Source organism: Mycobacterium sp. 050272, assembly GCF_039023525.1.
GTDB lineage: Bacteria > Actinomycetota > Actinomycetes > Mycobacteriales > Mycobacteriaceae > Mycobacterium.
Map to the genome: position 1 here is coordinate 1 of NZ_JBCHKV010000038.1, position 14,123 is coordinate 14,123.

Genomic DNA, 14,123 nt, shown 5'->3' on the forward strand with positions numbered 1-14,123 from the left:
TCAATGAGAAACGTCGCGATCGAAATTCTCATCCAATCTGGGGCAATGCAGGTCAGACTAGTAAATGTGCCCCAGATTCAATGAGAACGGACACCAGTACCCGCCGGCCCATCAGTTTTTGCCCGTCCCGCGGACCGGGAACGTTGGTCGCCACCGCGACGACCGCCTTTTGGGGCAGTCGGGACAGCAACCGGATGGCCCACGCCGTGAATGCGAAAGGGATATTCTTGGCCGCCGCGGTCAGCGCCGTGCCTCCTTCGCGTTGACCGCTGGCCTTGGCCCGCGTGAGTCGACTGTGCACCAGTTGCAGCTGCTTGCGCGGGTCCGCCTCGTCGACGGGTAGCAACGGCAGCATCGCCGAGACCTGATTGTCGGCCATGTTGAAGTGGTTCGTCGCGCGGACCGAAACCGGAACAAGCGTGCGCAGCGAGTTGTGGCCGGGCCGCTCCCCGCGCTCCAGCAAGATCTTGCGGTAACTGTCGGTGATCGCCGCCAGCGCTACATCGTTGAGCGTCACGCCGAATGCCCGAGCAACCTCCTGCAGGTCGGTCAACCTAACCCGGGCCACGCTGTAGCGGCGCAGCGACGTAACCGGTCCGTTCAGCGACGAATCGGGCGCCGCGCTGAGCACCCCGGCCGTCAGCTCGGCCGCACCTATCACCATGTGCTCGACCGCGGCCGCGGCGGCAAACGCGCTTCGCGCTATCCCGCTGACCCAGTTCACTGGGTTCAAACTCATCTTTGGGAAGCCCAGGCCATCACGGACCGGCTCCCTGGCTGCACGAATGGCGGTCGCGAAGCTGTCGCCCCCGCCGCTATCGCTGAACTTTGCCAGGATCTGCGTCGTCGCGATCCCATCGGCGATGCAGTGATGGACCTTGGTCAGCACGGCCCACCGGTCCTCGCTCAGCCCCTCGAAAATCCAGCACTCCCACAGTGGGCGCTCGCGATCGAGCCGTCGCTCCATCACCGACGCGACCATCTCAAATAACGCCGCGTCGTCGCCAGGGTGCGGCAGCGCGAGACGATGCAGGTGCCGTGAGACGTCGAAGTGCGGGTCCTCGGCCCACTCGGGTGAGCCGAGATCGAGCGGACGCGTCCGCAGGACCTGCTTGCAGCGCGGAATCTGCGGCGCCCTTTCGGCAAAGGTCGAAACGAACTCCTCGTAGCTCGGAGCAGGACCTTCCATGATCGAGACGCTGCCGATCGCCAAACTCACGTGCGGATCGGAGTCTTCGACCTCGAGGAAAGTGGCATCGAAGGCGCTCAAATGCTCCACTGCGACACAGTCCCTTCCGGCGGCTGACGGTACACGGCGGCACCGGCGGTGATCCCGGCACCGGCGGCAACGAACAGCACCTGCGCGCCTTCCGGAAGCCGGTCAACCTGTCGCTCGAATGCTGCCGGCAGCGCGGCGGTATGCATCCGTTGATCGTCGGCGATGCTGATCCTGTCGATCGGCAGCCCAAACCGGTTGCTCAGCGCGGTGCGGTATTCGTGCCGCGCGGGTGCGGCGACGATCACGTCGATGTCGGAAAGCCGGACGGACTGCGCGGCCAGGCAGGCGTGCGCCGCCGCTGCGGCAGCCGCAGCGAACCGCTCATCGAGTGCGGCGGACTGGCTGAATCGAAGAACGTTACGCGCGTCGGCGAATCCGACTGTTGCAGAAAATATTTCGTCCTCATCTGGCGCGCCGCTGTCGTTAACCCAGGACACGTCGCTCAGACCATAGCTGTCGTCAGTCCATCCGCAGAGCAACGCCGCACCGGCGGCCGAGAATGGAAAGTGCTCGCTCATGCCATGGCCCGGGTCGGCGTCGCTGGCCACGATAAGCGCGCGCCGAATGCTGTGCGTTCGCAGGAAGCCGTCGACGATCTGCAGTGCGGTGAGTACCCCGCAGGCGCCGTTGGCGATGTCGAAGGAAAAGGTGCCGTGCGCGTCACCGTGCGGGTCCTCGGGGTTGGCGCCGATGTCGTCCTGAATCAGCGCCGCCAGCGCGGGCTCCCCCAAATTGCGGTCGCGGTAGATACCGGCATTGACCACGAGATCCAATTCACTTGGCTCGCAACCGGCGTGCAGCAGGCAATCCTCGGCGGCACTGACCGCGAGGCGCAGCGCGCTGTGCCGGTCACGCCACCGTGCGTGTGAGATATCCACTTGTTCAATCACGGTGCCCATAACGGCTCACCAAATCCTCATCCAGGGTGAGTAACACCACACCGATCTCGAGTCCCGAAGCCAGGGCAAGCAGCGCGACCCTTTCTCCGGCCTCGATGCGTCCCGCTTCGAGTTCCTCGACGAGGGCCACCGTGTGAGTCGTCGAGGCCGTATTGCCGTATCGGTCGACGGTGATCACGGCGTCGTGCCGGGGACTGTCGCCGAACGCCTCCGACATTCGGGCCATTCCTTTGCGAATAGCGCGCGCCGAAGTCTGGTGGGTGATCACATGGTCGATGTCGTGAATCGAAATGCCAACGGTGTCAAGCACTTCATGCAGTAACAGCGGAGTGTTGGCGATCGCGGCCTTCTGAATCGCGCGGGAATTGGTGAACATCCGCGCACCCGGATCGTGGCCTTTTGGATAGGCCAGGCAGAGCCTGCTGTAGTCGGCGACCGTCGTGAATCCGGCCAGGCTGATACCGGCTGAGCCGGCGGGCGCGCGCTCCAACAGAAGTGCCGCGCCCGCATCCCCTAGCGTCAGGCAGGCAAGCTCTTTGCTCATGATGTTGCGAATGTGTCGGGCTGCGTTGTGGCCGAGTTGGGAAATGTACTCGCCGCTGACCACGAGTCCACGCTCGACAATGCCCTGCCGGATCCAGTTGTTCAAAATTGTTACCCCGGTGAGCATTCCGGCACAGGCATTTGACACATCGAACGTCATTGCCTGCGGCGCCCCGATCCCGCGAGCTATCGCACCGCTCATCGACGGCTCGAGCCATTGGGTCAGGCCGCCACGAAGTTTCGTGATGCTACAGCTGATAACCACGTCGAGGGATGCCGGATCCTGTTGTGCGGTGGCGAGGCAATTCAGCGCCGCCGACGTTGCCAGGGTGTGGGAATCCTCGTCGCCCACCGAAACACGCCGCTCGTGAATCCCGGTCAATCGTTCCAGGTCGATGCGGGTACGGTGGCGCGTGGTCGCCATCAGTTCGTCTGTGGTCAGGTGAGTCTCTGGCAGATGCCGGCCGGCAGCTGCCAGCCGGGCGACGAACGGTGCCGCAGGCCCGTCGCCGGATGCCTCCATCACCAACCAATGCCGAGCCATCTGCCTTACTCCTGCGGGTGAATGCGTGCCCAGTTATTCACGGCCACGCGCTGATTCCAGCAGCAACCGCCGTTCCGCGGCGGCAACAATGCGCCGAGTCGCGCGAACCGCGTCGGGGTTGACCGACACCGAGGTGATGCCCATGCGCACAAGATGTTCGGCGAACGCGGGATTGGTCGATGGCGCCTGACCGCACAACGACGAGGTAATTCCGTGCTTGCGAGCGATCGAAACGATGCGCCCGATAGCGTCGAGGACAGCGCCGTCGGATTCGTCGAACAGCTCGGCACAGATGTCGGAGTCCCGATCGACACCCAGAATCAATTGAGTCAGGTCGTTGCTACCAATCGATACACCGTCTACGCCCAGCCCGATGTACTCGGGAAGCCAATACATCACCGATGGCACCTCGGCCATCACCCAGCGGTGCAAACCCCGCTGGGCACCCAGCGGGCTCACATCGATCAGAGATAGGCATGTTTCCAGTTCCCAGCGCGTCCGAACGAATGGAATCATCAAGTGCACGTTCGGGTTCCGTTCGCGCACCCTGGCCAAGGCCTGGAGCTCCAGTCCGAACAGGTCAGGTTCTTTAACGTATCGGTAGCACCCGCGGTACCCGATCATCGGATTGTGCTCGACTGGCTCGTAGGCTTCACCGCCACGCAAGCCACGGAATTCGTTGCTACGAAAATCGGTGGCCCGGTAGACGACCGGCCGAGTCCCGAACGCGGCGGCTATGCGGCCGATGGAGGCGACCATCGCGTCCACGAGATCTGCCTGCTCGCCACGCGCGATGAGATCACGTGGATGTCTTCCTGAAAGTGCCTGAGTAAGCAGGAATTCTGCGCGAAGCAGCCCCACTCCATCGACATCCTGGGCTGCAACCGCTTCCGCGGAGTCAGGCATCGCCAGGTTGACGTAAATCTTGGTGCCCGTCGTCTCGCTAGGTGCCGGCGCGCTGACGGGTGGCTCGGCGGTCGTCGCCCGCACCTGCGGGCTGTGCCCTCCAGCACTGACATTTCCATGTCCGCCGTCGACCGTGACCGTCTGACCGTCGTGCAGGATGGTGGTCGCATCGCGGGCTCCCACCACACACGGGACGCCGAGTTCGCGTGCCACGATCGCCGCATGGCACGTCATACCGCCGGTCTCGGTCACCAGCGCGGTCGAGCGACGGATCGCCGGGAGCCAATCCGGGTTGGTCATTGGAGCAACCAGAATCTCGTTGTCGAGCAACCGATTACCTTCGTCCGGCGTGTGCAGCACCCGCACCCGGCCGGACGCCGAACCCGGCGCCGCGGGCAACCCGCGAACCAGGACGCCGTCTGTTCCCGGATCATCAGAGGTGTGGGTTTGCAGGGTCGTAATCGGCCTTGCTTGCACCAGCCAACTCTCGCCAGACGCGATCGCCCATTCAACATCCTGGGGACACCCGTGGTGTGCTTCGACGGCAATGGCCAGCTCGGCGATACGCCGTAAGGACGCGTCGTCGAGCACACGCGCCTGGGCCTGCTCGGGGTCCAAATCCACAACCACGTCGCGGCCATCAGGACCACGTTCGATCTTGAACGCCTGGTAGCCGATCTTGACATCAAGCACTTCCAGCGTCTTCTTGTCGACTACGTAGGTGTCGGGCTGGACCTTTCCGGATACCACGACCTCGCCCAGTCCAAGAGCGGCTTCGATGACCAGATGGTCGCGCTCCCCGGTACTGGGATCGCAGGTGAACGCGACCCCTGACCGCTCGGAAGCGATCATCTGCTGCACCACGACCGCCATTGCGGGCGTCGCGAGGAAGCCCCGGCTGGCTCGATAGGTGATCACGCGAGGACTGAAAAGCGAGGCCCAGCATGCCTTGACGGCATCCACCAACATCGTCTCACCTGACACATTCGTCAGTGTCTGATTCATTCCAGCGAACGATGCGTCACGGCCATCCTCACCAGTGGCCGAAGATCGAACCGCCACAGTGCAGTTCGGCCCCAGTGCGCGGTAGGAATCGAGCAATGGGGCGCGCACCTCCTCGCCGAGTCCGGCCTTGAGGACCAGATTCTGCATGCGCTGGCAGAGTTCGGTCAGTCGTGAATTGTCGCTGACCTTTGCCAGCGCCTCGGCATGCAGCGCCGCCAGTTCCGCCTCGACTCCACCTGCCTGCATCGAAGTCAAGTAGCTGCTTCGCATCAAGACGAACCCGGGGGGAACTGGAAGCCCGGCAGCGACCAATTCGCCCATGTTCGCGCCTTTGCCGCCCGCTTCCTCGGAATCGGAGAGCCGCAGATCAGCTATATCTGAGACATATTGACTTGCAAGAATCTTCGTTGACACGATAACTCCTCATCAATCAGGACGGAAAGCCGCAGCGCAACCCGGGCGGGTAGATCGACCGACGCCACGTGGCATGCGCTTGTTGGACGGTTTGCTCGACCGGCTGCGACGTGTCCAGCGCACATGCGGTGTCCCAGCCGTTCTGTTCTCGCGCCAGTGCTGCCGCGACTTCCGGCGTGACCTCGGAGTTGCCTGGCCGGCGGGTCAGTATTCGCTTGGCAGCGGTCTCGATACCTGTTACGCACATGAGTTCCACGACAGCCGAAGACATCTCGGATGCGAGCAGATGGGCGTAAGCGCGGAGATGCGGATCTCGCCAGGTCCCGTCAAGGATGACTGAGTAGCCATCGCCGAGAAGCACGCGGGCCCGGTCCAAAACCAGCTCGTAGACGCGCCTGACGTTCCTGGGCCGGTACAAGCCGCCATTGAGGATGCCCGTGCCGCCGGTGATGACGCCCGAATCTGTCAGCTCCTTACGTACGTCATCGGTTGAGATCAACTGTGCTCCCACCATTTCGGCGAGCGCGTGTGCGACGGTCGACTTGCCAGTTCCTGGATTCCCACCGACCAGCGCCATGCGGACGCTGCCGTGTTCTAGATGCCGGACGGCGATGGCCAGGTGCCGGCCCGCGTCTGCGGCGGCCTCCGCGTTGCCTTGTGCGTGCCGAATGCAGTCAACCTTGGCCCTCACCACGGCGCGATACGCGATGTAGAAGTCCCACAACGATGACGGCGCCCTGTCACCCGAATGGACGATGTAGCGTTGGACGAAATAGTCACCAAGGTCTTTGCGGCCCAGGAACTCCAGGTCCATTGCCAGGAACGCCGCATCGTCGATGCGGTCGATATGGCGCAGCTTGTCGTCGAACTCGAGGCAGTCGAGCAACGCCAGTTTGCCGTCAGCCCAAAATATGTCGTCGGCGAGCAGATCGCCATGGCCGTCGACGATGCATCCTTGTTCGACCCGCCGGGCAAACAACGGGGCCCGACCCGAAACGAATTCAGCGGCAAGGCGCTGAACACGTGCCAACAGCTTGAAGGAAATCTCCGAAAATTGTCCGCCCACAAAACTGTTCAGTTCCGACAGATTCTCGCGCCAGCGGCCATCGACCGCACACAACTTACCCTCGGCGTTGATCTCGGGGCTGCGGTCGGCGCGTGCGTGAAATCGAGCCAGCACGCCAGCGATGGTGTCCAAGATGTCGCGTACGGATTCGTCGGGACCTCGGGCTATCAGGGCCGTCAGGCGGTCTTCTTCGCGGTAGCGCCGCATCACGACGATTGGTTCGGCCGGTCCTCCGCAGGGGTCGGTGAGATGCGCGACACCAAGATAGCTTTCGGGCGACAACCGGCTGTTGAGCTCGACCTCTCGCAGGCACGCGCGCTCGCGCTGCTCGGCTGTGCGGAAGTCGAGAAAGTGAGTCGCTATCGGTTTCTTTGCCTTGAAGGCGCGATCCCCGGCGAGGACCACGATGCCGGTGTGGGTTTCGTGGACATCGATGTAGGGCAATGCAACTGCCACCGATGCTGCGCTAGGCCGGTCAGCGGCAATCGTGGAGTTCATGGCTCTCTACAGTCCTGTCGATTCGGGAGTTACTCGGGCTCATGAAGGACGCGCCACGATCAGCGGCGCGTGAATCGAGTGAACGACCGCGTTGCTCACCGACCCCAGCATCACGCCCGACAAGGCGCCGCGGCCGTGGCTGCCCACAACCACCAGTTGGGCCGACTCCGAGTGCTCGATGAGTTGCCGGGCCGGCCGGTCTCTGACGACGACCCGCTGCACCGGCACATCTGGGAAACGTTCTTGCCACCCCGCCAGACACTCAGCCAGATTTCGCTCCGCTTCGGCCCTGACCGTTGTCCAGTCATATCCGGGAAGTTCCACGAATTCGGTATCACTGGACGCGTGCAGGGCCACCAGTCCGACATCGCGTCGCGATGCCTCATCGAACGCAATGGCCGTCGCCAGCTCTGACGCCGGCGACCCGTCGATTCCTACCAGCACCGGAGCCTGTTGGGCATCCGGAAGAGACCCGGATTCGGCGCGAATGACCGCGACTGGACACTTCGCGCCGCGCACCACGCCCGAGCTCACCGAACCGAGCAGGACCCGCTCCATCGCGCCGTGCCCGTTGGAGCCGACGACCACCATCTGCGCATGTGCGGACATTTCAATCAACGTCGGCACCGCGGGCGAGGGCTTCACTTCGCTCGTGATGACAAGCTTCCGGTCTGTTTGCACGGCGTCCTGCGCGATCTTGACGGCCTGCTCGAGAGCCTGGCGCCCGTCGTCGAGCTGCCACAGCGCGACTCCGCTCGGCATCGGTACCTGCGGGAAAGTCGGCACGAATGTCTCGAACATGTGCACGAGGTTCAACGAAAGATTGCGCAACGCCGCGTCACGTGCTGCCCAGACCACGGCGGCATTCGATGCGGCCGATCCATCGACTCCGACGACGATCCCGTAGCGCTGCTCAATTGCCGTCATTTCGTTCTCCTCCAGTCACTGAGAACGCTATTGCCTGCGCGGTCGTCGATCATGAGGCTTTAGTCCCGATCTAGGTGGCCGACAGTTGGCCGCGCGACGATCACCGGCACAAAGACCCCATGCAGGACCGCATTGCTGACCGAGCCCAACAGCGCGCCGGCCAAGCCACCTCGGCCGTGGCTACCGACGACCACCAACTGAGCCGACTCCGACTGCTCGATCAGCCGCCGAGCAGGTTGGTCGCACACGACAAGTCGATGCACGGTGACATCGGGATAGCGTTCCTGCCAACCGGCAAGACGCTCGGCCAGGATCTCCTCGGCCTGGGTCCGCACCGCGGTCCACTCGGGCTTTGGAAGTTCGAACAGTCCGACGTCGCTCCACGCATGCAAGGCCGTCAGGTCGACGCCGCGCCGCGACGCTTCGTCGAAAGCAATCGCCGTCGCCAGTTCCGAGGCCGCGGAGCCGTCGACGCCCACCAGCACAGGGGCGTCAAGCGGGTTCGGCATCAACGGATCTTCGTCACGGATGACCGCGACCGGGCACCGTGCGCTGCGCACGACGCCTGAGCTGACCGAGCCCAGGAACGTCCGGGCCAGTGCTCCGCGCCCGTTGCTGCCCACAACGACCATCTCTGCCTCGTCGGACAGTTCGACCAGCGCCGCAACCGGTGACGCAAACATCAGCTCTGTCGCAATATCGATGCGGCCATGGGCCTTTGCGGCATCTTCGGCGATCTTCTCCGCCTCTTCGAGGATGCGACGGCCGTAGTCTTCTTGCCATATCGGCGTATCCGCGGTGAGTGACATCGGGGGCCACACCGGCGCGGCCAGGTTCACCATGTGGACCAACGTCAGCCGGACACCACGCAGCGCCGCGTCCCGTGCGCCCCAGCAGACGGCGAAATCCGACGCGGGCGATCCGTCGACCCCCACAACGATCCCGTAACGCTTCTCGGACGCTGACATGTGTTTCTCCTTCGCTCATCCAGAACGCTATGGTCCAAACACTCGTCAGTCATGAGACTTTCGTCCCCAACTGCATGGACGAGAGACCTTCAACGGGCGAATGGCCTTGACCCAGACAGGCTCTGTGGCATCGTCACAAGCGTGACTCAATGGCCCGTCACGATCGACAGGCGCTACCACGACGCCGTGATCCTCGACTTGGACAGCGCGATCATCAGTGCCGAGCAAGCCCACCCACACGCGGACGTGCCACTGCTGCGACAGCTGCGAGATATCGGCGTCGGCATCGAGGAGGTCGGACCCGGCACGACGGCGTTGACCGAGGCGATCACCCACCTCGGGGTCAGCCCCGGGCGCTGTGTGGTGATCGCCGACAATGAATCCGGTGTCCGGACAGCCCGGGACTGCGGCATCGGACTAGTCATCGGCCTCGACCGCAACCGTACCGATGGCGTGGTCACCGAGGAGGCAGACATCGTGATCGCCGATGTCGCCGAGATCTCGGTGCGCAGCCGCGACTCTGCCTTGTCGACCATCGCCGATGCCTTGCAGTCCTACAGCCAACTGAAAGAACTTGTGGTCGCGCGGCGGCCCGTGGTATTCCTCGATTTCGACGGGACGCTGTCCGATATCGTCGATGACCCCGACGCCGCTGTGCTGGTTCGCGGTGCCGCCGAAGCGCTTCGCGCTCTGGCCGCACAATGTCCCGTGGCCGTGATAAGCGGTCGAGACCTGAAGGACGTGCTCGGACGAGTCAACGTCGACGGCTTGTGGTACGCGGGCAGCCAGGGCTTCGAGCTGCTCGGGCCGGACGGCACCCATCTCGAGAACTCCGCAGCCGTCGCCGCTGCCAATGTCTTGGCCGATGCCGCCATTGAACTGACTGGATCGTTACGTGACCTCCCAGGAATAGTGGTGGAGCACAAGCGCTTTGCCGTGACCATTCACTACCGCAAGGCCGATCCAGCCATCGTCGACCGGGTGATCACCACGGTGTCGCGACTGGGACGATCCCGGCATCTTCGGGTCACGCACGGCCGCAAGGTCATCGAATTGGGCCCCAACGTTGCCTGGGACAAAAGCGACACTCCCGACTGGCTCCTCGAAAGAATCCTGGCGGACAATCGTCGCGCTGACTCCCCTGCCGCATTGCCGATCTACATCGGTGACGACCTCACCGACGAGGATGCTTTCGATGCGGTTCGATTCGACGGCGTGGGGATCGTGGTGCGCCATGACGAGGGTGGCGACCGACCGTCTGCCGCTCGATTCCGCCTGGAAAACCCTTCGGCAGTATGCGAATTCGTCCAGCGTCTGGCACACGACCTTAGAGAGGAAGCGACCAGCCCGGCCGATGCGTGGCGACTGGTCTTTGACGGCTACGACCGGGACCAAGAGCGGCTGCGAGAGACGTTGTGCACCGTCGGCAACGGCTACGTCGCCACCCGTGGCTGTGCGCCGGAGGCATCCGCCGGCGAGGCCCACTACCCCGGCACCTATGCGGCCGGCGTCTACAACACCCTGGCCGACCAGATCGCCGGCCGCAGAATCGAGAACGAGAGCCTGGTCAACCTGCCCAATTGGCTGCCGCTGACGTTTCGCATCGACGACGGCCCGTGGTTCAGTGTGGACGACGTCGAATTACTTTTCTACCGGCAAACATTCGACCTGCGACACGCGACACTGAACCGTACACTGCGATTCCGGGATCACGCGGGCCGAACAACAACGCTGAATCAGCAGCGATTCGCGTCGATGCACCAGCACAACATAGTGGCGATGAAGAGCGCCGTAACGGCGGAGAATTGGACGGGCACAGTAGAATTCAGGTCCTACCTGAATGGGGCAGTCAGCAATTCAATGGTGGAACGCTATGGCTCGTTGTCGAGTGTCCACCTGACGCCGGCAACCCTGGATGAAATCTCGCCCGGATCAGTGCTGTTGCGAACTCATACGTCGCAATCACGTATCTCGATCGGGATGGCCGCCCGCACTTCGCTGTGGCGCGACGACTCGCCCGTCGACACGCAGTGCACCTTTGTGCGGGAAGCCGGCCGGGGCGGCCACCACCTCCGAGCGAATTTGTCCGCCGGACAGTCCATCACACTCGAGAAGGTTGTCACGGTCTTCACCGGGCGGGACGCCGCGATCTCTGAGCCGGCGAGCACCGCACAGCACTTTCTTGAAGAAGCCGGGCGATACGCGGATCTTCACCGGCACCACCGGCGGGCGTGGGACCGACTCTGGGAGCAATGCGACGTCGGACTTGACGACGGCGTGGAAGCCCTGCGGATCCTTCGGCTGCACCTCGTGCAGCTGCTGCAGACGCTTTCCCCGCACACCGCTGAATTCGATGCCGGCGTCCCGGCGCGAGGCCTGCACGGCGAAGCCTACCGCGGACATGTCTTTTGGGATGCGCTGTTTGTGTCCCCTGTGCTGAGCCTGCGGATGCCGAACGTGTCGCGTTCGCTGCTGCTTTATCGGTATCGGCGACTTCACGAGGCCCGGCGCGCCGCGCGCAGGGCCGGCTATCTGGGCGCGATGTACCCGTGGCAGTCAGGCAGTGACGGTAGTGAGGTGAGCCAGGAACTCCACCTCAACCCACGATCCGGCCGATGGAACCCCGATCCCAGCGCACGTGCCCATCACGTCGGTCTCGCCGTCGCATACAACACGTGGCAGCACTACCAGGTGACCGGCGACCGTCAGTATCTCGTCGACTACGGAGCCGAGATGCTGGTCGAGATCGCCCGCTTCTGGGTCGGACTGGCCACGTTCGACGAAAGTCGCGGCCGCTATACGATCCGCGGAGTCATCGGCCCCGATGAGTTCCATTCGGGATATCCCGGCAAAGAGTACGACGGCATCGACAACAACGCCTACACCAACGTGATGGCGGTCTGGGTGATCACTCGCGCACTGGACGCGCTAGACCTGTTGTCGCTGCGCGACCGACTCGATCTCGTCGGCAAGATCGGCTTGGACACAGCCGATCTCGACCGTTGGGAACACGTGAGCCGGCACATGTTTGTGCCCTTCCACGACGGCGTCATCAGTCAGTTCGAAGGTTATTCGGACCTGGCGGAACTGGACTGGAATCGCTATCGGGAACGCTACGGAAACATTCAACGCCTCGATCGCATCCTGGAGGCAGAAGACGACAGCGTGAACAACTACAAAGCATCCAAACAGGCGGATGCGCTGATGCTGTTCTATCTACTGTCGTCCGACGAACTGCTGGGTCTGTTAGGCCGGCTCGGATATCACTTTGCCCCGGAGCAAATTCCGAAAACAGTCGATTACTACCTGGCTCGCACCTCGCACGGGTCGACATTGAGCGCCATCGTGCACTCCTGGGTGCTCGCCCGGAGCAACCGGCGCAGGGCCATGGAGTACTTCCAGCTAGTACTGAAGTCCGACGTCGCCGACATCCAGGGCGGCACGACGGCCGAAGGTATACATCTCGCGGCGATGGCCGGCAGCATCGATCTGCTGCAAAGGTGCTACACCGGGCTCGAAACACGCGACGACCGACTTATTCTCGGGCCCCAGTGGCCCGAAGACCTCGGTCCCATTGAGTTCCCACTCGTGTACCGCGGTCAGCGCCTTCATCTTCAAGTCAGCGGACGGACCGCCACCGTGACCTCCGAGGCCGGTAACGCCGGCTCCATCGATGTCGAATGCCGAGGCCATGTGCGAAAGCTGTTGCCGGGAAGCACGATCGAGGTCGAGTAACCAACGCTGTCAGGGTGACCATTGCCACCAAAATCGGGCCGAAGGGCCCTGCTGCAAATCAGTTGAGGCCCATAACATCACCGATGAAGCGGGGTTTCCCGCCAGCATTGGTTCCGATCGGAGAATGCAATGAATCGTCCGCAATCATCGCAGCGGGTCGTCGTGGGTATCGACGGTTCCGATGCAGCGATCAACGCGGCCAGATGGGCGGTGACCGAGGCGATCGGCCGAGACGTTCCGCTGCGTCTGGTTCACGCGATCCCCGAACGGGAATCCGATGGAACCGCACGCGATGACAGCTTGGATATCGAGTATGGCGAAACAGCGCTGCGCGCCGCCTGCGCCGCGGTCAACGCGACGGGAAATCAAGTCAAAGTCGAAACCGACCTGGTGCGCGGATCGATCGGAAATGCATTAATCGATGAATCTGACCACGCGGCAATGGTTTGCCTGGGCTCGATCGGGATCGGGCGGGTCGCCCGCAGGGTACTCGGCTCGACCGCTGCCACCGTTGCCGAGAATGCGCATTGTCCGGTTGCGATCATCCGCCACAACCGCGACGGTGAAGATCCCGGCTCGGGATGGATTGCCGTCGTAGTCGACGACAAACCCGGCAACGACGCCGTGCTCGAGCACGGTTTCCGCGAAGCGCGCCTGCGCGGTGCGCCGGTGTTGGCGATGGGAGTCTGGCGTTGGGGTCTGGGTGAAATCCCGTATTCACAAATGGATCACCGCCTCAGCCCGTGGGTTTCTGAGTATCGTGAGGTACACGTCCTTCCGGCTGCCGCGCGAAGCGGAGCCGCTGAATTCCTTGCCAGCACAGCCGAACACGTCCAACTCGCGGTGGTGGACAGTACGGACGCTGACAAAGTCGCCAGTTTGGTCGGTCCGATCAAGCCCCATTTCGGACACGCCGGATGCTCGGTACTCGTCGTGCGCCCATGACAATCCGATCGTCAGTGAGCGTCTAACCGATCCTCGCGTTCGGGCATCGCCGCTACCAACGGTGTGTCGACACCGAGCGGACCCACACCCGCGGAACCCCCCGGGCAACCCAGCGGCGCAGCGCGGCCTGCCAGTGGATGGCTGAAAAACCAGGCATTGTCTTCCAAGTGCTGTACCTGGTCGGCGGGCAGATCTCCCTCCCAGTAAATCGCGTCCATGCGGCAAGCCGGCTTGCATGCTCCGCAGTCCACGCATTCGTCGGGATTGATATACATCGCCCGAGCGCCCTCATAGATGCATGAACCGCCCCAGGTTTTGTTCCGATCTTTGTAGGAGGATCGAGAACATGCCCCGCCAGTATTCGCCGGAGTTTCGTCAACGTGCGTTGCGGTTG

At 63.2% G+C, this 14,123-nt stretch carries 9 protein-coding genes and 1 pseudogene; 2 read left to right on the plus strand and 8 right to left on the minus strand.

The window, feature by feature from the left end:
* Window positions 1–52: 52 nt before the first annotated feature.
* From AAHS21_RS31265 to AAHS21_RS31295, 7 genes are all read right to left on the minus strand, one after another.
* Window positions 53–1,279 (minus strand): wax ester/triacylglycerol synthase family O-acyltransferase, encoded by a 1,227-nt coding sequence (locus tag AAHS21_RS31265; RefSeq protein WP_342931190.1) that lies wholly within the window; start codon window positions 1,277–1,279, stop codon window positions 53–55.
* Window positions 1,267–2,178 (minus strand): 3-oxoacyl-[acyl-carrier-protein] synthase III C-terminal domain-containing protein, encoded by a 912-nt coding sequence (locus AAHS21_RS31270; protein WP_342931191.1) that lies wholly within the window; start codon window positions 2,176–2,178, stop codon window positions 1,267–1,269. Before AAHS21_RS31270 ends, AAHS21_RS31265 begins: the two co-directional genes overlap by 13 nt.
* The gene (locus tag AAHS21_RS31275; protein WP_342931192.1) at window positions 2,162–3,265 is read right to left on the minus strand and encodes a 3-oxoacyl-[acyl-carrier-protein] synthase III C-terminal domain-containing protein; all 1,104 of its coding nucleotides are present in this window, start codon (window positions 3,263–3,265) and stop codon (window positions 2,162–2,164) included. Before AAHS21_RS31275 ends, AAHS21_RS31270 begins: the two co-directional genes overlap by 17 nt.
* A gap of 33 nt (window positions 3,266–3,298) precedes the next feature.
* Window positions 3,299–5,590, minus strand: a complete 2,292-nt coding sequence (ppsA, locus tag AAHS21_RS31280; RefSeq protein ID WP_342931193.1) for a phosphoenolpyruvate synthase — start codon at window positions 5,588–5,590, stop codon at window positions 3,299–3,301.
* A 16-nt stretch (window positions 5,591–5,606) separates the two neighbouring features.
* Entirely contained in the window at window positions 5,607–7,112 is a 1,506-nt protein-coding gene (locus tag AAHS21_RS31285) for an AAA family ATPase (RefSeq protein WP_342931194.1), read from the minus strand.
* An 81-nt stretch (window positions 7,113–7,193) separates the two neighbouring features.
* Window positions 7,194–8,081 (minus strand): universal stress protein, encoded by an 888-nt coding sequence (locus AAHS21_RS31290; protein WP_342931195.1) that lies wholly within the window; start codon window positions 8,079–8,081, stop codon window positions 7,194–7,196.
* Between the two features lie 59 nt (window positions 8,082–8,140).
* Window positions 8,141–9,049, minus strand: coding sequence for a universal stress protein (locus AAHS21_RS31295; protein ID WP_342931196.1), 909 nt, complete (start codon window positions 9,047–9,049; stop codon window positions 8,141–8,143).
* 141 nt (window positions 9,050–9,190) lie between these two features.
* Here AAHS21_RS31295 and otsB point away from each other — a divergent pair, with 141 nt between their 5' ends.
* Together otsB and AAHS21_RS31305 are read left to right on the plus strand one after the other, a co-directional pair.
* Window positions 9,191–12,784: a trehalose-phosphatase gene (gene otsB, locus AAHS21_RS31300; protein ID WP_342931197.1), complete on the plus strand. Its 3,594-nt coding sequence runs from the start codon at window positions 9,191–9,193 to the stop codon at window positions 12,782–12,784.
* A 129-nt stretch (window positions 12,785–12,913) separates the two neighbouring features.
* On the plus strand, window positions 12,914–13,729 hold the full coding sequence (locus AAHS21_RS31305; RefSeq protein WP_342931198.1) for a universal stress protein: 816 nt from the start codon (window positions 12,914–12,916) through the stop codon (window positions 13,727–13,729).
* Between the two features lie 11 nt (window positions 13,730–13,740).
* Here the strand turns inward: AAHS21_RS31305 and AAHS21_RS31310 are convergent.
* Window positions 13,741–14,028: pseudogene (locus tag AAHS21_RS31310) on the minus strand (ferredoxin family protein); the annotation flags it as partial.
* Between the last annotated feature and the right edge of the window lie 95 nt (window positions 14,029–14,123).

Bases quoted from the DNA above. Each gene is read 5' to 3' on its own strand.
- AAHS21_RS31270 (WP_342931191.1), bottom strand. From the start codon at position 2,178: ATGGGCACCGTGATTGAACAAGTGGATATCTCACACGCACGGTGGCGT.
- AAHS21_RS31275 (WP_342931192.1), bottom strand. From the start codon at position 3,265: ATGGCTCGGCATTGGTTGGTGATGGAGGCATCCGGCGACGGGCCTGCG.
- AAHS21_RS31290 (WP_342931195.1), bottom strand. From the start codon at position 8,081: ATGACGGCAATTGAGCAGCGCTACGGGATCGTCGTCGGAGTCGATGGA.
- AAHS21_RS31295 (WP_342931196.1), bottom strand. From the start codon at position 9,049: ATGTCAGCGTCCGAGAAGCGTTACGGGATCGTTGTGGGGGTCGACGGA.
- AAHS21_RS31305 (WP_342931198.1), top strand. From the start codon at position 12,914: ATGAATCGTCCGCAATCATCGCAGCGGGTCGTCGTGGGTATCGACGGT.